Source organism: Paenibacillus antri, from assembly GCF_005765165.1.
GTDB classification, from domain to species: Bacteria; Bacillota; Bacilli; order Paenibacillales; family YIM-B00363; genus Paenibacillus_AE; species Paenibacillus_AE antri.
Window position 1 is genome coordinate 26,088 of sequence record NZ_VCIW01000003.1, and the last position, 21,782, is coordinate 47,869.

Annotated in this window: 17 protein-coding genes; 7 read left to right on the plus strand and 10 right to left on the minus strand. The window is 63.2% G+C overall.

The annotated features are described in order from the left end of the window. Nucleotides 1–3: 3 nt before the first annotated feature. Nucleotides 4–1,083, plus strand: a complete 1,080-nt coding sequence (locus FE782_RS05785; RefSeq protein WP_138193124.1) for a Gfo/Idh/MocA family protein — start codon at nucleotides 4–6, stop codon at nucleotides 1,081–1,083. A 72-nt stretch (nucleotides 1,084–1,155) separates the two neighbouring features. Here the strand turns inward: FE782_RS05785 and FE782_RS05790 are convergent, their stop codons facing one another. Together FE782_RS05790 and FE782_RS05795 are read right to left on the minus strand one after the other, a co-directional pair. Next, nucleotides 1,156–2,391, minus strand: coding sequence for an MFS transporter (locus FE782_RS05790; RefSeq protein WP_138193125.1), 1,236 nt, complete (start codon nucleotides 2,389–2,391; stop codon nucleotides 1,156–1,158). A gap of 179 nt (nucleotides 2,392–2,570) precedes the next feature. Beyond that, nucleotides 2,571–4,523: a glycoside hydrolase family 127 protein gene (locus FE782_RS05795; protein ID WP_138193126.1), complete on the minus strand. Its 1,953-nt coding sequence runs from the start codon at nucleotides 4,521–4,523 to the stop codon at nucleotides 2,571–2,573. Between the two features lie 136 nt (nucleotides 4,524–4,659). Here FE782_RS05795 and FE782_RS05800 point away from each other — a divergent pair, with 136 nt between their 5' ends. The 3 genes from FE782_RS05800 (at nucleotide 4,660) to FE782_RS05810 (ending at nucleotide 7,952) form a co-directional block, all read left to right on the plus strand. Then, entirely contained in the window at nucleotides 4,660–5,553 is an 894-nt protein-coding gene (locus FE782_RS05800; protein WP_138193127.1) for a helix-turn-helix transcriptional regulator, read from the plus strand. 117 nt (nucleotides 5,554–5,670) lie between these two features. Beyond that, the gene (locus FE782_RS05805; protein ID WP_138193128.1) at nucleotides 5,671–6,975 is read left to right on the plus strand and encodes a hypothetical protein; all 1,305 of its coding nucleotides are present in this window, start codon (nucleotides 5,671–5,673) and stop codon (nucleotides 6,973–6,975) included. A gap of 131 nt (nucleotides 6,976–7,106) precedes the next feature. Next, on the plus strand, nucleotides 7,107–7,952 hold the full coding sequence (locus tag FE782_RS05810) for an undecaprenyl-diphosphate phosphatase (RefSeq protein WP_138193129.1): 846 nt from the start codon (nucleotides 7,107–7,109) through the stop codon (nucleotides 7,950–7,952). A gap of 137 nt (nucleotides 7,953–8,089) precedes the next feature. On the opposite strand, the gene FE782_RS05815 is transcribed toward FE782_RS05810, so the two are convergent. The 3 genes from FE782_RS05815 to FE782_RS05825 all read right to left on the minus strand — a co-directional run bounded on the left by FE782_RS05815 (nucleotide 8,090) and on the right by FE782_RS05825 (nucleotide 11,198). Beyond that, the gene (locus FE782_RS05815) at nucleotides 8,090–8,623 is read right to left on the minus strand and encodes a hypothetical protein (RefSeq protein ID WP_138193130.1); all 534 of its coding nucleotides are present in this window, start codon (nucleotides 8,621–8,623) and stop codon (nucleotides 8,090–8,092) included. Between the two features lie 93 nt (nucleotides 8,624–8,716). Continuing rightward, on the minus strand, nucleotides 8,717–9,955 hold the full coding sequence (locus tag FE782_RS05820) for an MFS transporter (RefSeq protein WP_138193131.1): 1,239 nt from the start codon (nucleotides 9,953–9,955) through the stop codon (nucleotides 8,717–8,719). A 106-nt stretch (nucleotides 9,956–10,061) separates the two neighbouring features. Next, on the minus strand, nucleotides 10,062–11,198 hold the full coding sequence (locus FE782_RS05825) for a winged helix-turn-helix domain-containing protein (RefSeq protein ID WP_138193132.1): 1,137 nt from the start codon (nucleotides 11,196–11,198) through the stop codon (nucleotides 10,062–10,064). A gap of 121 nt (nucleotides 11,199–11,319) precedes the next feature. On the opposite strand from FE782_RS05825, the gene spoVB reads away from it, so the two are divergent. Beyond that, nucleotides 11,320–12,876: a stage V sporulation protein B gene (gene spoVB / locus FE782_RS05830; RefSeq protein WP_138193133.1), complete on the plus strand. Its 1,557-nt coding sequence runs from the start codon at nucleotides 11,320–11,322 to the stop codon at nucleotides 12,874–12,876. 80 nt (nucleotides 12,877–12,956) lie between these two features. Here the strand turns inward: spoVB and FE782_RS05835 are convergent, their stop codons facing one another. The 5 genes from FE782_RS05835 to FE782_RS05855 all read right to left on the minus strand — a co-directional run bounded on the left by FE782_RS05835 (nucleotide 12,957) and on the right by FE782_RS05855 (nucleotide 19,550). Then, complete coding sequence (locus FE782_RS05835; protein WP_138193134.1) at nucleotides 12,957–14,318, minus strand: MATE family efflux transporter; 1,362 nt, start codon at nucleotides 14,316–14,318, stop codon at nucleotides 12,957–12,959. A 147-nt stretch (nucleotides 14,319–14,465) separates the two neighbouring features. After that, a complete protein-coding gene (gene araA / locus FE782_RS05840; RefSeq protein ID WP_138193135.1) occupies nucleotides 14,466–15,956 on the minus strand; it encodes an L-arabinose isomerase in 1,491 nt (496 codons plus the stop codon). Nucleotides 15,957–15,987: 31 nt separating this feature from the next. After that, nucleotides 15,988–17,664, minus strand: a complete 1,677-nt coding sequence (locus FE782_RS05845) for a ribulokinase (protein WP_138193136.1) — start codon at nucleotides 17,662–17,664, stop codon at nucleotides 15,988–15,990. Nucleotides 17,665–17,670: 6 nt separating this feature from the next. Continuing rightward, on the minus strand, nucleotides 17,671–18,375 hold the full coding sequence (araD, locus tag FE782_RS05850) for an L-ribulose-5-phosphate 4-epimerase (protein WP_138193137.1): 705 nt from the start codon (nucleotides 18,373–18,375) through the stop codon (nucleotides 17,671–17,673). A 71-nt stretch (nucleotides 18,376–18,446) separates the two neighbouring features. Next, nucleotides 18,447–19,550 carry a GntR family transcriptional regulator gene (locus tag FE782_RS05855; protein ID WP_138193138.1) on the minus strand — a complete coding sequence of 368 codons (1,104 nt, stop codon included), beginning with the start codon at nucleotides 19,548–19,550 and terminating at the stop codon, nucleotides 18,447–18,449. A 172-nt stretch (nucleotides 19,551–19,722) separates the two neighbouring features. Between FE782_RS05855 and FE782_RS05860 the strand changes: the two genes are divergently transcribed. Further along, a complete protein-coding gene (locus tag FE782_RS05860; protein WP_138193139.1) occupies nucleotides 19,723–20,661 on the plus strand; it encodes a TRM11 family SAM-dependent methyltransferase in 939 nt (312 codons plus the stop codon). After that, nucleotides 20,658–21,731: an AbrB family transcriptional regulator gene (locus FE782_RS05865; RefSeq protein WP_138193140.1), complete on the plus strand. Its 1,074-nt coding sequence runs from the start codon at nucleotides 20,658–20,660 to the stop codon at nucleotides 21,729–21,731. The genes FE782_RS05860 and FE782_RS05865 overlap by 4 nt, the downstream gene beginning before the upstream one ends. Nucleotides 21,732–21,782 lie beyond the last annotated feature (51 nt).

A 21,782-nucleotide genomic window follows, 5' to 3' on the forward strand; every position in this document is an offset into this window, starting at 1 on the left:
GACATGACAACGATTCGGGTAGGCATTATCGGAACCGGCAATATCAGCGGGATTTATTTTAAAAATTTGCAGGCGTTCGAAGGCGTCGAGGTCGTCGCCTGCGCCGATCTCGACGTCGAGCGGGCGAAGGCGAAGGCGGCCGAGCACGGCGTGGCGAGAGGCTGCTCCGTCGACGAGCTGCTGGCCAGCCCGGACGTCGACCTTGTCGTCAACCTGACGATCCCGGCGGCGCACGCGGAAGTATGCATTCGCGCGCTGGAAGCCGGCAAGCACGTGTACGTCGAGAAGCCGCTCGCGGTGTCCCGCGAGGACGGTCGGCGCATCGTCGAGCTCGCGGCCGCCAAGGGGCTGCGCGCGGGCGCCGCGCCGGATACGTTCCTCGGCGCGGGCATTCAGACGTGCAAGCGGCTGATCGACGAAGGCGCGATCGGCGAGCCGCTGTCGGCCGTCGCGTTCATGATGAGCCGCGGCCACGAGCATTGGCATCCGGCGCCGGAATTTTACTATCAAGCCGGCGGCGGCCCGATGTTCGACATGGGCCCGTACTACTTGACGGCGCTCGTCGCGCTGCTCGGGCCGATCGCGGAAATTTCCGGCATGACGCGCATCACGCATAAGGAGCGCACGATTCTGAGCGAGCCGAAGCGCGGACAGACGATTCAAGTCGAAGTGCCGACGCACGTCACGGGGACGCTCCGCTTCGCGAGCGGCGCGATCGCGACGATGATCACGTCGTTCGACATTCCGGCGGGCAGCTCGCTGCGAAACATTGAGATCTACGGTACGAAGGGGACGCTCGCGGTGCCGGATCCGAATACGTTCGGCGGTCCGGTGCGGCTGCGCCGCTTCGGCGAGACCGAGTGGGAGGACGTTCCGGTCGCGCTGCCGTACGACGGCAACTCCCGCGGCGTCGGCGTTCTCGACATGGCGAACGCGATCCGCGAAGGACGCCCGCATCGCGCGAACGACGCCCTCGCGTTCCACGTGCTCGAAGCGATGCACGGCTTCCACGACAGCAGCGACCAAGGTGCGGTGTACCGGATGAGCAGCTCCTGCGCGTCCCCGGCGCCGCTGCATCCGTAACGAATAAAACCCCGGCCGGGCCGGCGAGCGGATCGATTCCGCCGCCGGCTCGCGGCCGGGGTTTCTCTTTGTTTACCCTTCCGAGGCAAGTCCGTCGTCCCGCTCCTGGTTTCCCCTCGTTCTCGTCAGCGACAGCCGGAGCGCGAACATGACCGCGAAGCCGATCACGGTGAGGCCCGAACAGAGCAGGTACAACGTATGCGGTCCGAGCCGCTCGTACAAGTAGCCGCCGAGCGACCCGGCGATCGCCATCGACAGCGCCCCCTGCACGAGCGCGTACATCGTCTGGCCGCTGGCGCGGAACGACCGCTCGGTCAAGTACTCGACGAGCTGCGCCGCCGTGTAAATGTAAAAGCCGAACGACAAGCTGTGCATGCATTGAATGAGCACAATGTGCAACGGGGTCGTCGCGAAGCCCATGAGCAGCCAGCGGACGACGTACATGACCGTGGCGAACAGCAGCAAATTGAGCATCGAGCGAGCGTTCGGCTTGGACCAGCGGTCCAGCAGCAAGAACAACGGCACCTCCAGCACCGCGGCCGCGAACATCGACCAGCCGATGCTCGACGCCGTGCCGCCGAGCTCCTCGATGAATAACGACAAATAGAGCGCGGTCACCCCGTTCGGGATGAAGATGAGCAGGCTGGCCGCCAGAAACAAGGCGAACCGGCCTTGCAGCAGCGATCGGATCGTCTCGCGGAACGTAATCGTCCGCCGGGCGGACCGGCCTTTGGGGGACGCGGGACGATGCAGCGCCAGGGCGAACAAGATCGCGACCGCCATCGCCGCGCCGTATACCCATCCGAGCTGCCAGATGCCGAGCGCCTCCATGACCGGACCGGCGGCGAGCACGATGACCGCGTAGCCGAGCGAACCCCAGATTCGGAAGCTGCCGAATCGCAGCGGCGTGTTCTCGATCGTCTGGAACACCTGCGTCGTGTTGATCGGGTTGATCGACGTATTAAAGAAGTAAAACAGCATCATCGCGGCGAACACCGCCCAGAACGGCCGGAGATGGAACAAAAACTGGCTTGCCGCGAGCGAGCCGAGCATCAGGATCAGCAGTACGAGCTTCACGTTCTGCAGCCGGTCGCTCACGAATCCCCACACCGGATTGGCGAGCATGGCGACGACCGGTCCGATCGTCAGCAGCCACCCGATTTCTGCGGGCGTGAACCCGTAATGCTGCAAATATAACGGCAAGTAAGGCAGGAACAAAGCCACCGGGCCGAACATGAAAAACATGAACGCCCGGAGGCGCAGGTAAATCATCCGATCCGACCGCCACAACGTACTCCACTTCGACATGAATGCGCACCTACTCCAGCTGTTAAAAAAGGATACTACTGGTCTATCATATTTCGGTGCGGAAAGGAACCCTTATTTTCTGTATGTCGATGGAAAATACGTTACATTCCGTAGCGAAGACGATCCGATCGGCGCCTTGACGCATCGATTGACGGCGTACGGCATCGACATCTGGGACGTCAAGCGCGCGGAGACGCCGCGACGCGCAGCCACACCGCCATCTCCCCCACGCCTCGGTTGCCCCATACCGCGTAGGGCACCGCCCGAAGCGCGGCCGGCCGGACCGCGCGGCGGAACGGACGGTACGGCTCGTCGTCCCAGTCCTCGGCGGCGTCGCGGAAGCCGTCGCCCTCGAGAACGACGACCCCGCCGAGCAGGTCGGGATCGTACCGCGGCGTCCAGACCGCGCCTTCGCGGATCGACAGCGCCGACACCGGCGCACCGTTGTCCGCTTCTTCGAAGCAGTACACGAGCGGACCGCGCTGCAGCGCGGCCTTGCCCGCGTTCGCCCGCACGTCCGGGCGCGCTTCCAGCAGCAGGACGGGCGTCGCGAGCGTCCATTCGACCGTATCGCCGTCCTGCCAAGCGCGCTCGACGACGGCATAGCCGTCGCGCGCTTCGTACGCGACGGCGGAGCCGTTCACGCGCAGCGCCGCGTCCCTGCCGCACCAGGACGGCACGCGAAGCGCCAGCGCGAACCGCCGCCCCGGCGCTTCCGGCGACACGACGAAGCGGACGTCGCCCGACCGCGGCAACGAGGCCGTCTGTCGCAGCGTCACGCGGCCGCCGCCGACCTCGAACGACGCCTCGCTTCCGATGAAGAGGTGAACGTAAACGGTATCCTCCGTCGATGTGTAGATGTAGCGGTCCAACGAGCCGAGCAGGCGCGCGACGTTCGGCGGGCAGCAGGAGCAGCCGAACCACGGCTGCCGCACCGGCTTTACGTGCCGCTTGCCGGGATTTCGCTCGCATGCTTCCGGCCATACCTCGAGCGGGTTCACGTAAAAGTAATGCTTGCCGTCCAACGCCATGCTGCCGACGATCGTGTTGTACAGCGCTCTCTCCATCGCGTCGGCGTATTCGCCGCGCGCCTCGAGCCGCAGCATGCGCGAGGCGAAGAAGACGAGACCGATCGATGCGCAAGTTTCCGCGTAGGCGGTATCGTTCGGCAGGTCGTAGTCGAACGTGAACGCTTCGCCATGGTGCGTGGAGCCGATCGCGCCGGTCACGTACATCTGCTTGCGCGTCATGTTGGCCCAGAGCGTACGGCAAGCGGAAGCGAGCGACGCGTCCTCCGTCTCCCGCGCGACGTCCGCCATGGCGGCGTACATATACACCGCGCGCACCGCATGGCCCGTCGCGACCCGCTGCTCGCGAACGGGGAGATGCGCCTGGTGATATTCGGGGTTCGGTCGAGCGTGGTTTCCCGGCCAATGGGACACGCGCCCCCGCCGCTCCCATTCCTCCGCGAAGAAGTTCGGCGATCGTCCGCGCTCATCGAGAAAATAGCGGCTGAGCCGAAGATAGGCTTCGTTCTCCGTGACGCGATACAGCTTCACGAGGGCGAGCTCGATTTCTTGGTGGCCGTCGTAACCGCGCAGCTTGCCTTCTTCGACTCCGAACGTGCGGTCGATATAATCGGCGAAGCGACAGCACACGTCCAACAGCTTGCGCCGTCCCGTCGCTTCGTAATAGGCGACGCCCGCTTCGATGAGATGGCCCGCGCAGTACAGCTCGTGGCAGTCCGTCAAGTTCGTCCACCGCCCCTCCGGCTCCTTGACGGTAAAATAAGTGTTTAGATATCCGTCCGGGCGCTGCGCGAGGGCGATGAGGTCGATCGCCTCCTCCGCCCATCGTTCGAGCGAGGCGTCCGGCGCTTCGATGAGCGCGTAAGCGACTCCTTCCAACCACTTGTAAAGGTCGGTGTCTTGGAATACGAACCCTCCGAACTCTCCCTCCTTAAGACCCGCCGCGACGTTGAAATTGTTGATCGCATAGCTAGGCTCGGCGCCGGGGACTCGATCGTTCAGCGCCTCCCACTGGTACGGGAGCACCGTCTCTCTCACTAGCTTTCGATACGTCGTCCAATAGTCGTCTTGAATCGTAATTTTACTCGATCGCACCTGCGCCATCCGAATTCCTCCGCTGCGGAAATATTATGGAAAACCGTTTGTCATCTTGCATTGTACCGTTTACGATAGATGGGGAGAACGTACGCTTCTAACTTCTTTTTTATAATATTTCACACAAAAAAAGGGGGAGGGGTCGATGGAAGAGACGGGGTACGTATCGATGGAGGTGCCGCCGCTTCCTTATTTTTTGGAATGCGGGCGCACGGTGTTCGAGCCCGGCGGACAGCACCCGGCCCGCAGCGGCGTCGCCGTCTTCGATCTGCTCGTCGTCGACGAGGGAGTGCTTTACATGGGCGAGGAAGGCCGGCAATGGACCGTCGGACGCGGGCAATCGCTTCTGTTGCTGCCCGGACGGCACCATTATCCCTTCAAGCCCTGCGAGGTCCCGACGTCGTTCTATTGGATTCACTTCGATGCCCCCGGCGCATACGCCGAGATGCGGAACGGAGAAGTCGCTTGGGCGGACCCGCGCCGCGTGGAAAAACCGGGCTGGCACGATTGGTTCGCCCCGCGCGCGCTGCGCCTTCCGAAGAGCGGTCCGGTCCCGTTTCCGGAGGAGACGTTCCGAGTACTCAAGGAACTGTACGACGCCTCCGCCCAAGGACGATTCGCGTCGTTCTGGAACGATCAACGGCGGTTCCACGACTTGCTGCGGCTGCTGGAGCTCGGGCGACCGCCCCAGACCGGCGCGAACGCTTGGCGGGTGGCGGAGCGCATCGAAGCCTACATCAAGCGGCATTATGCGGAGAACGTCACGAACGGGACGCTCGCCGAGACGCTGCACTTCCACCCGAACTACTTGCTGCGCTGCATGAAGGAGACGTTCGGCTGCACGCCGCTCGCATACCTGCAGCGTTACCGAATCGAACAGGCGAAGCTGCTGCTCGCGACGACGGACCTCCGCATCGCGGAGGTGGCCGAGCGGGTCGGATTCGCGAACGCGCCGTACTTTACGAATGGCTTCAAACGGGAGACGGGAGAGACGCCGATCCGGTTCCGAAGCCGCTTCCGCGAGCGGGAGCGGGGGTAGCGTGCACGGAATGGTTCCGGTTCCAAAATTCGGCCGTTCCCAGGAAGGCGAGCAGGCGGTACGCTTAGAAGAGAGCGTTTATTTTCTAAAGCTTGTCCGCAAGGAGGGGAGCGCAATATGGAGACGACTCGGTTTTACGATCGACTCCCGCGAGACGTGAAGGCTTTCGTCGACCGTCAATACCGCGACGCGTACGCCTTGATCGACGCCTGCCGCAACCCGCGCACCGGATTGTACGGCGACGCGTACATGACGATGGGCGTTAACCCGGAGTCGCGTTGTTCCGTCGCGGCGACCGGCGTCGGGCTGATCGCGCTGTGCGTCGCCGATCTGGAGGGATGGGACGACGAGGCGATGGCGAAGGCGATCGTCACGTTGAACGGCGCGACGGGCCGCATCGAAGGCTGCCGTCCGGCGAGAGATGCGGCGACCGGATTTTTCGCGCACTTCGTCGATATGGAGACCGGCGCAAACTTACATTCCGAAATATCGACCATCGATACGTCGTTGCTCGTGGCCGGGGCGCTGTTCGCCGGGCGGCATTTCCAAGACCGGACGCCGGTCGTCGCCGAGATGGCGGACGCGCTGCTCCGGTCGATCGACTGGCGCGTCGTCGTCGCCGACAAGAACGCGGGCTCGATCCACATGATCGTAAGGGACGGCCGCGGTACGGCGCCGCTTCCGGCGTATAACGAATACGTGCTCGTCTCGTACCTCGCGCTGCTCGGCCGACCGGACGACGCCGACATTCGGGAGCTGTGGGAGCGCAGCTTCGCCGAGCACCGCATCTCTCAGCTGCCTCAGGCGCGTTACCGCGATATTCCGGTCTTGACGGACACGACGCGCGAAGGCGCGTTCCTGTCGTCTTTCGTGCATCAATTTCCCTTCTATCTAGTAGGGGATTACGCGAAGAGCCCGAAGTATCGGGAATTTTTCGAAAATGCTTGCATGGCCGACCGGTTGAAGTGGAAGGAAGCCAGCGACGTTCCTTCGTACGTGTGGGGATACGGCGCCGGGGCGAACGACGGGCTGTATCCGACGTATCATGCGGACAAAATCAACGACGCGCCGGGCGACATCGCATCGGCTTATATCGTCGCGGGATTTCTGCCGGTATATCCGGCGGGCGTGTTCGACTTGTATGCGCTATATAAGCTTCATATCCCGTACGACTCGTACGCGAACCCCGAACGGCCGCAGGACGAAGCCGACTTTCGGGCGTCTTACAAGTACGGCCTGCATCGGTATTCATGGCGGCATCTAGAGCTGCCGAACCGGTGGTATCCGGAGAAGGTGACCGTGATCGATTGGAGCTCCATGCTGTACGGATTCGCCGCGTTCAAGCGAGGGATGGCGTTCTTTACGGAGCGGCTGCCGGAAGCGGCTTCGATCGCCGCCGGCTTCGACGAGAAGGCGGGGTAAGCCGGCCGGCGCTCTCGAACGCGACTTCGCGCGGGCGGCGGCCCCGTCTAAGGTCGCTTGCTTTTTCCGGTGCGAGGGCGTTATCATTAACCGGTCAACCTCGTACATAGGGAAGGAGCAATCTAGAACCAATGGACTTTATTACGTTCTTAAAAGCGATCATTCTCGGACTGGTCGAAGGGATGACGGAATTCGCGCCCGTCTCGTCCACCGGACATATGGTGCTCGTCGACGACTTGTGGCTTCGATCCGACGAGTTCCTGGGCAAATACGCGGCGAACACGTTCAAGGTCGTCATTCAGCTCGGCTCGATCTTGGCCGTCGTCGTCATGTTCCGCAATCGGTTCATCGACCTGCTCGGGCTTCGGCGATTCGTCGGGGGGAAGTCGGCGTCCTCCGCGCCGGCCGGCGAGCGGCTGAAGCTGGCGCAGGTCATCGTCGGCTTGATCCCGGCCGGCGTGCTCGGCGTATTGACCGAGGATTACATCGACGAGCACTTGTTCAGCGCGGAGACGGTGCTCATCGGCCTCGTGCTCGGCGCCGTGCTCATGATTATCGCCGACCGCTTCCGACCGAAGCGGCCGAAGACGGAGACGCTCGACCAAATCACGTACAAGCAGGCGCTCGCCGTCGGCTTGATCCAGTGCTTCTCGCTCTGGCCGGGCTTCTCCCGTTCGGGCGCGACGATCTCCGGCGGCGTGCTGATCGGCATGAACCATCGAACGGCGGCCGACTTCACGTTCATCATGGCGGTGCCGATCATGGCCGGCGCGAGCCTTATCTCGCTCGTGAAAAACCTCGAGTACTTCACGGTCGACGCGATCCCGTTCTTCATCGCGGGCTTCGTTAGCGCGTTCTTCTTCGCCATGATTTCGATTCGCTTCTTCTTGAAGCTCATCAACCGCGTCAAGCTCGTGCCGTTCGCGATTTATCGGCTCGTGCTGGCGGCCGTCATCTATTTCGTGTTTTTCTTCTAAGCTTCATCTTCCGGGAACGGAGAAGCCGCCTCGTCCATTGCGACGGGGCGGCCTTTTTTCGGCCGGCCGGCTCGGCCGCTCCGCGCGAACGAAAGAAGCCTCCCGCAGCGATTGCGGGAGGCTATAAGCATTGGCTTTCAGCAGGAATGGCTGTACGCCGCCAACGGTCCTTCGTACACGGGGCGAAGCCCCTGCGCCGCCATGAAATCGTGCGGAGCCGTTGCGTTCGGCGGCTTCTTCAGCAGGTCGATTCCGCCGTTCCGCAGCACCGTCGCCACGAACTCCGAGCAGAAATACGAATCCCGATTGCGAAGCTCGGTAGGAAACAAGAAATTAAGCAATCCGAGAAAATTATATCCGTATCGGTCCGCTTCGCGTTCGAATCGCTCGATCTCCCGTACGACCCGTTCGTAGCGCTCGTCGTCGAGACGAAGCTCGTAGACGACGCAGGTCGTCCGCTTCAGCACGACGTAGATGCCGCCGTCCCGCCGCTCTCTGACGAAACCCGCGTTCCACGGCAGCCGCAAGCTCTTGCGGCCGAAGCTGTAGATGTCCGCGAGTTCTCCGTCGAGCGCGATCGACGCGTGGTTGTACGGCGCCTTCGTGAATCGCTTGATCATTCGCGTGAACAACGTGCCCGTATCCGTTAATACGATGTATACCGCCTTCATTGCCGTTCCTCCAACCGATTGAATCTGATGTATTCATTGTATGAGGTTGGAGCGAACGAATCTAGGGCTTTCCGATGGGAACCGAAGCCCGACTTAAGTCTGGGTTTCCAAGCCGGACGTGCGGGCGTCCCGCGCGGACAGCTTGACTAGAATCGTCGCGGCGAACAAGATCATGCCGAGACCGACGGCAAGGAACACGCCGCCGACGCCGATCCAGGACGCGAGCGCGGCGCCGAGCAGCGGGGCGACGAGCATGGAGCCCGTCTGGAGCGCGTTCGCCATCGCCGACACCGGCGCGATCGTCGCATCGGTCGTCTCCGTCTGAAGCACGTATCCGTACGGCACGGCGTCGAACCCGCCGAGGAAGCCCAGGATAACGAACACGGCGCACCACAGCCACAGCGACGCCGGCAGCCAGCCGAACGCGCCGAGGCCGACGACGGCGATGAACGCCCCGGAGACGATGCCGAGCCGGCTCATCAGCTTCAGCGGATATGCCTTCCAGAACGTCCACTTCCCGGCGGCGAGCGAGCCGAGCACGCTGCCGATCCCGACGCCGCTCATGAGCACGCCGAGCGACGCTTCTCCGAGCCCGAGCCGCTCGGTGAACAAGACGAACAGCGCATCGTACAAGAAGACGAAGAACATCCATACCGACAGGTACATAATCGCGTACAGCAGAACGGGCCGTCTCCGCACGAACCGCAGGGCGTCTCGCATGTCGTCCGCGAAACGCGACTTCGCCCGTCCGGCGGCCTCGCCGATCAAGCGCGGCAGACCCGCCAGAATGACCGCGGACAGGAGGTACAGCCCCGCGCCGAGCCAAAACGGGGAGAAGGCGCCCCATACGGCGATGCAGACGCCGCCGACCATCGGCGCGATAATTTTCGTTCCGTTGACCAACACTTGACTGAGCGAGCTCGCCTCGGCGATGCGCTCCTCCGGCACGAGGCGCTTGATCGACGCCTGCCGGATTGGATCGAAGATCGAGGTGGCGCACATCTTAATAAACACGAGCGCGAAGAGCGCGGACAGCGACTCCGTCCACAGCATGGCGAGCACGGCCGCGAACCGAACGACGTCGCAGAAGACCAGTACCGCGCGCGCGTCGAGACGCCCGATCTTCAAGCTGACGAACGGGCCGACGACGACGTAGGGAAGGCCGATGCATACCGAGAGCAAAGCGAGCTCGGGCGCGCCGTATCCCCAGACGTATACGACGACTGTGCTTAACGCCAGAAAGTCGGACCAATTCGCGAAGTCGGACAGCGCTTGCCCCGCGAACAGCCGCCGGAAGCCCGGGAGGCGAAGGGGAGACCATAAAGTAGACATGAAAAATCCTCCTGATACGTTTCTCTATTGCGTTCATTTGCGTTCATCGTACCGCGCGAATGTCAGAGAAAGATCAGAAGGCTTTCTTTTCGAAAATTCTGAGCTCTTATAGCAGCTTACGAAGCTCCGCCTCGACGGCAGGCAATATGTCGAGCATGCCCGTATCCGACAGAAGCCGCTCCCACTCCGGGCGGTACCGGTTCGCGAGAGCGGTCTTGCCTTCGGCCGCCGCGTACCGCAGCACGACGTCGAGCGCGCCGGCCAGATGCGGAACGAAGCGCGTGCGGCGCAGCGTCGCGAGCCCGCCGTCGATGCGTTCGAGGCCGGCTTCTGGCCGTTCGCGGTACAGCGCGAGGCCCGAAAGCACCGCGAACCGGCCTTCTTCCCGTTGGAACGGGTATTTTTGCATCAATCGCTCGATCCGTTCGATCTCGCGTTCCGCTCCGTCCCAACGCTTGCGAGAGATACACGACTCCAACCGAAGATTCGCGAGATACGGCACCAAATTTCCGTACTCTCCGTCCAGCGCCTCCGGCCAAAGCTTCTCCAGCTTCGCCGCCGCCGCTTCCCACTCGCCCCAATCCATGAGCATGAAGATGATATTGTACAGCTCCACTTCTTTGTGCCAGATGTCCGGCATGACGCGCTGCCGCAGCGCCGCTTCGACATAGGGTTTGCTTTCCCGAGGCTTCATGAGATGGAACAGGTGGAGCAGGAAGAAGACGCGGTCGCCGAACGACATGCGGTCTTCGACGAATTCGCGGAACCGTCCTTCCAGGAACGGAACGAACGATCGCAGCGGCGCGTCGAGCTCGAAGCCGAACACGTCGGGGCGGGTCGCCAGCGCCAACAGCGCGTCCCCGTTCCCGTAGAGCAGATTCGTATCGAGCAGCTTGCGCATCCGTTCGGCATGGACCGGGTCCGCGAGCAGCGGGTTCGAGCGGCGTTCGACGGCCGCAGTCTTCGCCTCGAGCCGGTACCCCGCGCCGCGTATCGTGCGAATCTCGTACGCGTCCCGCCATGCCGCGAGCTTCTTGCGCAGCCGATAGACGTGATCGTCCACCGTTCGATCGGTCGGCGATTCGAGCGCCCATACCGCGTCGAGCAGCTGCTCGCGGGATAACGTCTTGCCGACGTGGCGGTGAAGCGTCTCCAGTAGTTGAAATTCTTTGGGCAGCAGCTGCACGGCGATTGCTAGGCAGGTCGCCGTCCATGTGCCGCGGTCGAGCTCGATCGGGTGCATCGGGATGTTCCTCTCCGTCTCAAACAAGTGCGATGACGATATTATAACAGGCGGAAGGACATGTTCGCATGCTTTTCCGATTCATGAATACAATGAAGTATTCTGGAACGGAGAGGTGCGCATGGCACAGCAATCATTCATACGCGGGACGTTCGTCTTGTCGGCCGCCGCTTTCGTCAATCGGATTCTCGGATTCGTCAGCGGCATGTTTCTCGCGCGAATTCTGGGGGCGGAAGGAATCGGGCTGCTCATGATGGCGCATCCGCTCGTGCCGCTCGTCATCACGGTCACGGAGCTCGGGCTGCCGGTGGCGATTTCCAAATTCGTCGCGGAGGCGGACGTGAAAGGCGATCAGACGAGAATCAAGCGGATTTTGTTCATATCGGTACTCGTCACGGGGACGCTCAGCGTCATCCTGACGGCCGTCTCCTTGCTCGGCGCGGAGTGGATCGCGTCGATCCTGCTGACCGATCAGCGAGCTTACTACGCGATGCTCGCGATCACGCCGATCGCTCCGATCGTCGCCGTCTCCGCCGTGCTGAAGGGGTATTTCCGCGGGAAGCAGCGGATGACCACGATCGCTTTCTCCGATATCCTGGACAACACGGTGCAGCTCGCCTGCGTCTTGGCGCTCGTCCATCTGCTGATGCCGTACGGCATCGCCTACGCGGCGGCCGGCGCGATGCTCGCCTCGGTCGCGGGCGAAGCGACGCAGCTGCTCTTCCTGTCCGCGAGCTACAAGGCGTTCCGGGAGAAGGGAATCGTCGGGGAGTCGTTCGCGGACCGTCTCCGGCACGGCAAGAGCACGTTGCGCGAGCTGCTGCAGATGGGGCTGCCGACGACCGGTCACGGCGTCATTCATTCGATCTACGGCGCGTTCCAACCGATGCTCATCACCAAGAGCCTGGCGCTCGCCGGCATCGGCACCGCGCTCGCGACGCAGCAGTTCGGGATGCTGGCGGGGTATGCGTTCCCGCTGCTGTTTTTGCCGAGCTTCGTGACGCATTCCCTGTCGACGGCGCTCATCCCGGCGATCAGCGAGGCGAACGCGAACAAGAACGGACTGCTTATGCACGAGAGGATGGATCAAGCGATGCGCCTCGCGCTCTTGATCGGAGCGCCGAGCACGGTCATCTTGTTCGAGTGGGCGACGCCGCTCACCACGTTGATTTACAACTCGCCGGAGGCGGGGCCGCTGTTGAAAATTCTTGCGCCGATGTTTTTCCTGCACTACTTCGATGCGCCGCTGCACGCGATCTTGCTCGGCCTCGGCAAGGCGAATGCGTCCATGTGGAACTATATCGTGGCCACGGCGTTCAAGGCGCTGGCTTTGTTCGTGCTCGGCAGCGAGTTCGGCATCGTCGGCATCGCGTACGGTCTCGGCATCGGCATGATTATTTTGACGATGCTTAACTTTATGTCGATTTCGAGCGTGATCGGATTTTACATGGACATCCGAAAATATGTGAAGGTCGGCATCTGCATGGTGCTGATGGGGATCACCGGGCAGCTGCTGTACGCGAGCTTGATCGAGTCGGGCTTTACGATGCTGTGGGCGATGGTCGGCTCGATGGCTGCGGCGCTCGCCGTCTATTTCGGGGCACTGGCGCTCAGCGACACCGTGGGACCGCGGCAAATTCGAAACCTGGCGCTGACGATCGGCGCGCGGCTGCGGTAGCGATAAATAAACGAGCGAAGAAAAGGCATCCTACACTGTATATTCACAGTATAGGATGCCATTGTTTTGCGAGACGGCGATTACGCGCCGCCCGAGGAGAGACCCGCGCGCCGCTGCACGTGACGAAGCCGGATCGCGAAGCCGACCGCCGCGCAGGTGAGGCCGGCGATGATGCCGACCCAGTAGCCGTACGGACCGAGCGCCGTCCACGACAAGGCGTAGCCGGCCGGGATGCCGATCGCCCAATAGGCGATCAACGCGGTGACGAACGGCACGGTGACGTCCTTATACCCTCGCAGCGCCCCTTGCAGCGACGCTTGGGAGGCGTCGGACAACTGGAAGACAAGCGCGTAGATAAGGAAATGCTGCGTCATCGCGGCGACCTCGGGCGCTTCCGTATACCAGGAGGCGATGAAGCCGCGGTTGAAATACACGACGACCGCCATGGCGGCGACGACGCCGACGGCGGCGGTCACGCCGATGATGCTGTACTGCCGCGCGTCGGCGCTTCGGCCGGCGCCGATCTCGTAGCCGACCATGATGGTGAGCGCCATGGAGATGCTGAGCGGCATCATGAACAGGAGGGCCGCGAAGCTGATCGCCGCCTGGTGCGAAGCGATCGTCACCGTATCGAACGACGTGCCCATGAGCAAGGTGACGACCGAGAAGATGCTCGCTTCGAAGAAGACGGATAAGCCGATCGGCACGCCGATCGCAAGCAGTTCCTTGAAGGCGCGCAGGGAAGGCGCCGGCCAGCGGCGGAACAAGCCTTGAAGCCGGGGCGCTTCCAAGCGGAAGCACAGCCAGACGCTGATCAGGAAAATAAGCCAATACGTCGCGGCGGTGGCGTAGCCGGCCCCGACGCCGCCCATGGCGGGGAAGCCGAGCTTGCCGAAGATGAGTACATAGTTCAGGACGATATTGCAAGGCACGGCGAACAGCACGATGGCCATCGTGATGCGCGTATACCCTTGCGCGTCGAAGTAATTCCGGATCACGCCCGACAGAAACAACGGCAGGATGCCGTAGGACAACCCGATCAAATACCGCTTCGCGATGTCGTGCACGTCGGCGTCGAGCTTCATGAACGACAATATCGGGTCGAGGGCGAGCGCGCCCGCGGCGTATACGAACGCGGCGATGACGGCCGACAGATAGATCGCTTGCGTGACCGAAGGCGCGATCCGATCCGTCCGGCCCGCCCCTACGAGCTGGGAGACGGTCGGGGTGACCGCGATCAACACGCCGGTTAAGGCGACGTAGGCGGGCATCCAGAGGCTCGAACCGATGGCGACGCCCGCCAAGTCGGCGGTGCCGGCGCGGCCGGACATGATCGTATCGAATAAGGTCATGGCGTTATAGCCGACCTGCGTAACGAGGATCGGCCACATGATGGTTAGAAATAAGCGCAGTTTGTCTTTGGCGGATTTCGCGTGGTACATGAGATTCCGTTCCCTCCGAATGATATAGACAACGGTTCCCGCGGGGCTTTCGCTTCGACCGCGGAACCGGAACCGAACGCGAAGGACCGGCAGGCGCGGATGCGCGCCTGCCGGTCTCCGGGTTCGAATCTATATCATACAACAGGTTTACTTCAATTTCCACGCCATGTCGCTGAGGCGCAGCTCGTTCCGGAACGCGAGCGGCCGCGTATCCGCGTCGATGACGACGGATTCGATGCCGGCCATCTCGGCCCAATCGATCAGCTGCTCCGGCGCGATGTTGTAGGAGAACACCGTATGGTGCGCGCCGCCCGCGAGAATCCAAGCTTCCGCGGATTCGTTCAGCGACGGCTGCGGCTTCCACAGCACGCGCGCGACCGGCAGCTTCGGCATCGCCCGCTCCGGCTGGACCGCGTCGACGACGTTGATCAGGAGGCGGAAGCGGCCGCCGAGGTCGATGACGGTCGCGTTCAGCGCGCGGCCGCCGCGTCCGTCGAAGACGAGGCGCGCCGGGTCGGCTTTGCCGCCGATGCCGAGCGGATGCACCTCGATTCGCGGCTTCGTCGCCGCGATCGTCGGGCAAATCTCCAGCATATGCGAGCCGAGGACGAGCTCGTTGCCCGGCTCCATATGGTAAGTGTAGTCTTCCATGAACGACGTGCCGACGTTGCCGGCCATCAGCTTGGAGACGCGGAGCAGCGCGGCCGTCTTCCAATCGCCTTCGCCGGCGAAGCCGTAGCCTTGCTCCATCAGGCGCTGGCAGGCGAGGCCCGGCAGCTGCTCGAGGCCGTGCAAATCTTCGAACGTCGTCGTGAAGGCGGTGAAGCCGCCTTCCGTCAAGAACGCCTTCATGCCGAGCTCGATGCGGGCCTGATAGCGGATCGCGTCGCGAATCGGACCCGGCGCGCGGCCGGCTTCGACGATCGAATACAACGCGTCGTATTCGTCCATCAGCGCGTTCACGTCCGCTTCGGAGACGTCGTTCACGCGTTGCGCGAGATCGCCGACGCCGTACGTGTTCACCGACCAGCCGAATTGAATTTGCGCGCTGACCTTGTTGCCTTCGGTAACTGCGACTTGACGCATGTTGTCGCCGAAGCGGGCGACCTTCAGCCGACGCCCCTCGAGGAACGCGGCCGCGGTGCGCATCCAGCCGCCGATCCGATGTCGAACGCCCGCTTCGCTCCAGTGGCCGACGACGACTTTACGCGAGATCCCCATTCGCGTATTAATGAAGCCGTACTCGCGGTCGCCGTGCGCCGCCTGATTCGTATTCATGAAGTCCATGTCGATCGTGTCCCACGGAATATCGCGGTTGTATTGCGTATGCAGGTGGAGCAGCGGCTTGTTCAGCTGCGACAGGCCGCCGATCCACATCTTGGCGGGCGAGAACGTATGCATCCATGTGATGACGCCCGAGCACGAATCGTCCGCCGACGCCTCGAGGCAAAACTTCAGGATGTCCTCCGGCGTCGTCAGAACGGCCTTGAACTCGATCGTGCCGGATACGGCGGCGTCGCGGTTCAAGCTGTCGACGATGTCGCGGGAGTGAGCTTCGACTTCCAGTAAAGTTTCCGGACCGTATAAGTGCTGACTGCCGGTAACGAACCAGAACCGGTATTCCTTCATCGTTTTCATTCCGTGTGCGTCCTCCTGTTTGGAAAAAGTATTAATGAAGCGCCGCGTTGCGGATCGCTTTCAGCCGCTTCATGACGTCGTTCGCGCCGCGCCCGAAGTAGTCGTGCAAGGCGTTGTATTCTTGGTACAGCTTCTCGTAGACGGCGACGTTCTCCGGGATCGGCTTGAACGTCTCCTCGCGCACGCGGGCCATCTTCCGCGCGGCGTCGACGATATTGTCGTAGCCGCCGTTCGCCGCGCCCGCCGCCACGGCGCCGAACATCGCCGCGCCGAGCGCCGGCGTCTGCTTCGAATCCGCGATTTTGATTTCGCGGTTCGTCACGTCGGCGTAGATTTGCATCAGCAGCCGGTTTTTTTGCGGCAGTCCGCCGCACGCGTACAGCTCGTCGACCGGCACGCCGTTCGAATGGAACGCTTCGACGATTTTCCGCGTGCCGAACGCGGTCGCTTCCAGCAGCGCGCGATACATCTCTTCGGGCTTCGTCGAGAGCGTCAAGCCGAGAAACAGGCCGCTCAGCTCCGTATCGACGAGCACCGAGCGGTTCCCGTTCCACCAGTCGAGCGCGACGAGGCCGATCTCGCCGGGCTTGTAGGCGGAAGCCTTCCGTTCGAGATAGGCGTGGATGTTCTCGCCTTCCGCCTTCGCGGCTTCGTGCGCGTACGCCGGCACGCTATTGTCGACGAACCAAGCGAAGATGTCGCCGACGGCGGATTGCCCGGCCTCGTAGCCCAAATAGCCCGGGATGATGCCGTCTTCGACGACGCCGCACATGCCTTCGACCTCGCGTTCTTCCGTGCCGAGCAGCATATGGCAGATCGACGTGCCCATCGCCATGACGAGCTTGCCCGGCGTGACGACGCCGACGCCCGGAACGGCCGCGTGCGCGTCCACGTTGCCGACGGCGACGGCGATGCCGGCCTTGAGGCCCATCGCTTGCGCCATAGCCTCCGTCAGCTCGCCCGCCTTCGTGCCGAGCGGAACGACGTCGCCGCGCAGCTTCGTCTCGGCGAGATGCTCGAGGCGAGGATCGAGCGCCTTGAAGAAGTCTTTGCTCGGGTAGCCTTCCTTCTTATGCCAAATCGCCTTGTAGCCGGCGGTGCAGCTGTTGCGCGCGAAGCTGCCGGTCATTTGGTTGACGACCCAGTCGGCGGCTTCCATGAATCGGTCGGCGCGGTCGTAGACGTCCGGCGCCTCGTCGAGAATTTGCCAAGCTTTCGCGATCATCCACTCGGACGATATTTTGCCGCCGTAACGCGGCAGGAACGCTTCGCCTCGTTGCGCGGCGATCGCGTTGATTTTGTTGGCTTCGTCCTGCGCGGCGTGATGCTTCCACAGCTTCACCCAACTATGGGGATTCGCCTTCAGCTCCGGCTTGAAGCAGAGCGGTTCGCCGGAGGCGTCCACCGGCAGCATCGTGCATGCCGTGAAGTCGATGCCGAGGCCGATGACGTCGGCCGGATCGACGCCGGACGCCCGCATGACGGCCGGGACCGACCGCTTCAACACCTCGAGATAATCGTTCGGGTGCTGCAGCGCCCATTCGTGGCCGAGGCGGACGCCGGATTCCGGCAGCGCTTCGTCGATGACGCCGTGCGGGTACGGCGTCACGTGATCGGCGATCTCCGCGCCGTCGTTCAAGTCGACCAATACGGCGCGCCCGGATTCGGTGCCGTAGTCGACGCCGATCGCATACTTTTTGGAACTCATCTGTGGTTAGCCCCTTTCGGCGGTGGATTGTCCATAATAGGCGTTCGCCCCGTGTTTCCGCAGGAAATGCTTATCGAGCAGCGCTTGGTCCATCGGCTGCGCCGCCGGATTCAGGGCATACGTATGAAGCGCCATCTTCGCGCATTCCTCCAGCACGACCGCATTGTGAACCGCGTCGTGCGGATCCTTGCCCCAGTTGAACGGCGCATGGCTGTATACCAGCACGCCTGGAATTTGCATCGGGTCCATGTCGCGGAACGTCTCGACGATGACGTTGCCCGTCTCGCGTTCGTAACCGTTCCGGATTTCCGCCTCGGTCATCGGGCGGGTGCAAGGGATGGCGCCGTAATAATAGTCGGCATGCGTCGTGCCGAGCGCGGGCAGCGCCCTGCCGGCCTGCGCCCAACTCGTCGCCCAAGGCGCGTGCGTGTGCACGATGCCTCCGATGCGAGGGAAGGCTTGGTACAACACGAGATGGGTGGGCGTATCCGAGGACGGCTTATAGCGGCCTTCGACGACCCGGCCGTCCGGAGCCACGACGACCATGTCGTCGCGCTTCAGCTCTTCGTAAGGAACGCCGCTCGGCTTGATGACCATGAGGCCGCTCTCTCGATCGATTCCGCTGACATTGCCCCAAGTGAACGTGACGAGTCCATGCTTCGGAAGATCCAAATTCGCTTCCAGGACGGACTGCTTCAAAGCTTCTAACACGATTGGCGACACTCCTTCCGGTACATTCGCATAAGGTTTGCTTCAGTATATCACTTGTACGTACAACAGGGCTACAAATTGTTTACCGACGTCCGTTCGATGAGCACCGGTTCGTACAATTTGCCGGCTTTCGCGGCGATCGCGCCGCCTTCGTCCCTCTGGCCGATCATGCGGAGCAGCGCGTTCGCCGCATCGGAGCCGAGCTGCGCCTTCGGATGCGCGATCGTCGTCAGCTTCACCTCGGTCGCCGTCGCGAGCGGCGAATCGTCGAAGCCGACGAGCGAGACGTCGTCCGGCACGCGCAGCCCGGCTTGCCGAATCGTCTCGAGCAGTACAATCGCAAGCTCGTCGTTATAGCAGACGAACGCCGTCGGCCGATCGGCGCGTTCGAGCAGGGCGGCGGCCGCTTCCCGAGGCTTGGTCGCCTTATCCTCGGAGACGTAACGCACGAGATACTCCGGGGGGACCGGCAGGCCGCGGTCCCCGAACGCCTTCAAAAACCCGCGCAGCCGGTTCACCCCTTGACGATCGTCGGTCTTGAAGAAGCCGGCGACCCGGACGTGACCGCGATCCGTCAGATGCGTCGCCGCCAAGTAGGCGCCGCCTTCGTCGTCGGTCTTAAACGTCGGACACGTCAGCTCCGGGTACGACTCGTTGATCGTGACGAAGGGCAGACGCCGGTTTTGCAGCGCGAGGAAGCAGTCGACGTTCGGATTGCCCTCGGCGCTCTTCGTCGGCTCGACGATCAATCCGCTTAAGGGCTGACTCAGCATGGCGGTCAACGCTTCGCGTTCCTTGCCCTTGTCGTTGTCCGTGCTCGAGAGCACGAGACGAAAGCCGTTGTCGCGCAGCGTCGACTCGATGCCTCGCACGATGTGAGGGAAGATGTAATCCGAAATATACGTCGTGACGACGCCGATCGTCGGCACGGCGTCCTCGCCCGAGGGGGGCAAGCGGTCGGCGACGAACGTGCCCTTGCCTTGCACGCGGTAGATGCGGCCTTCGCGCTCGAGCTCGCCTACCGTCTGCCGAATCGTCTGCCGGCTGACTCCGAATCGCTCGGCGAGCTCGTGCTCGGACGGAAGCCGCTCCCCGGGAGCGAACGCTCCGGCTTCGAGCCCTTGCAGCAGCTCCCGCTTGACTTGTAAGTACTTCGGGACGTTCTTGTCGTTCATGCCGGCTTTCCTCTCTTTCGAAATGCGCTCGAAATTTCGCTGTTCCCAGTATATCACCGACTCGACTTGTATGTACAACGCTGGGCTCGAACGGGTCTGCGGAACGGTCGGCGATATGGTAAAGTAAGGAGACCGAAACGGGAAAGAACGATGGAGCGAGGCTGATCCAGTCATGTATATCTACGCATTCGCGGTTCACGAGGACGAGCGAGACGTCTTCGAGATGGAGCGCCGCGCGTTGTTCGGTACCGTCGCCGCCGCGGGGGCGTCGGCGTTCGCGGCGGCGCGCGCCGTCGATCCGAGCCGCAGTCCGTTCCTTAAGAGCCGGATCGACGCGCGCTTCGAGGCGGATACGCCGGAAGCGTTGGCGGAACGGATTCGCGAGGCGGGGACGTCGGCGGCTTCGTTCAAGACGGTCTATGTGAAGACGGGAGAGGACGACGCCTCCTACGCGGATCGCCGCGGCATCGAACGCGTCGTCGGCGCCGCCGTTCGCGGGACGGCCGACATGCGGACGCCCGCAGAGCGGTTCGGGGTCGCCTCGCTCGGCGGGCGCTGGCGCTTCGGGCCGCTGCTCGAGAACGACGGCTCGTGGATGAAGCACGCGGAGAAGCCGCGGAACTATTCCACGGCGCTGAGCGCCCGCCTGGCGCGGAGCGTCGTCAATCTCGCCGCGCCCGAGCCGGCGGGCGTCCGCGCGATCGACCCGTGCTGCGGCATCGGCACGGTGCTGCTCGAGGCGTTGTCCATGGGCGTCGACATCGTCGGCTCGGACGTCAACCCGCTGGCGGTGATCGGCGCCAGGGAAAACCTTGCTAACTTCGGATATCCGGACGTCGTACGGGTCGCGGACGCGCGAAGCCTCGAGGGGGCGTACGACGTCGCCGTCGTGGATCTGCCGTATAATCTGTGCTCGGTGCTGCCCGAGCGGGAGCTCGGCGAGCTGCTCGCCGCCGTGCGCCGTCTGGCGCCTCGGGCGGTGCTGCTCGCGACGACGCCGATCGACGCCGCCGTCCGCCGGGCGGGCTTCGACGTGCGCGATCGGTGCGAGGCGCGCAAGGGCTCGTTCCGGCGGGAAATTGTGGCGGTCGAAGGGGGGAGGCGGCGATGAAGCGATCCTTGTCGTCGACGGTACGCCTCTTGCCGACGTTCCTTGCCGCCGTCGTCGGCGGTTTGCTGTTCGACGCGCTGTCGTTCCCCCTTCCTTGGGTGCTGGGATCGATGGCGGCCGTCCTGCTGCTGAAGGCGGTTCGTCCTCCCGCGGCCCGGCTGCCGGCGACGTTGAAGAACGGGGCGCTCGTCGTGCTCGGCATCGTGTTCGGTTTGCAATTTTCGCTGGATACGATCCGGCAGGTCGCCCCGTTCCTGCTTCCGTATATGGCGGTTACGGTTTCGATGATCGCATGCTGCGTCGGTCTCGGCGCTTGGTTCGCCCGTTGGACGAAGACCGACGCCGTCTCCAGCGTCTTCGGGTTCATCCCGGGAGGACTGACCGAGATGGTCGTCACGGGCCAAGCGGTCGGCGCCAAGCCCGGTACGGTCGTGTTTCTTCAGACGCTGCGGCTGTTGTCCGTGCTCTCCGTCGTACCGTTCCTCGTCGCGTGGTGGTTTCGCGCGGGGAGCGCCCCGCCGCTCGCCGCCGCGCCGATCGGCGCGCCGTTGTCCGCTTCGCCGACCGCGGCGCTCTGGTACGCGCTGCCGATCGCGCTGGCTTACCTGCTGCGGAAGGCCGTCCCGGCCTCGTACGTGCTCGTTACGATGCTGCTGACGGCGGCGCTGCATATCGCGGGCGCGACGCTGTACGCCGTCCCGTCCGTCGCGCTCGTCGCCGCCCAGCTCGTCGTCGGCGCGGGACTCGGCGAATCGGTCGCGTTCGACGAGCTGCGGGCGGTCGGGAAGCAATGGTTGCGGGCGCTCGCGCTCGTCGCCGCCATGCTGGCGATCGCCATGGGGCTGGGCGGCGCGCTGCATTTGGCGACCGGCATGGACTTGCCGGAGGCGCTGCTGAGCGTAGCCCCCGGCGGACTGATCGAGATGGCGCTGACCGCCTCTTCGATCGGAGCCGACGCCGCCGTCGTCACGTCGCTGCAGATGGTGCGGCTGTACACGATTCTCGGCGCGGTGCCTTTTCTATTGAAATGGTGGTTCGAGAAACGACGGAGGAGAGAGACGCGGCGGTGACGAAGTTTTGAAATTTGTTTAATCCCTATCGAAACAGTAGGAATTATTTCG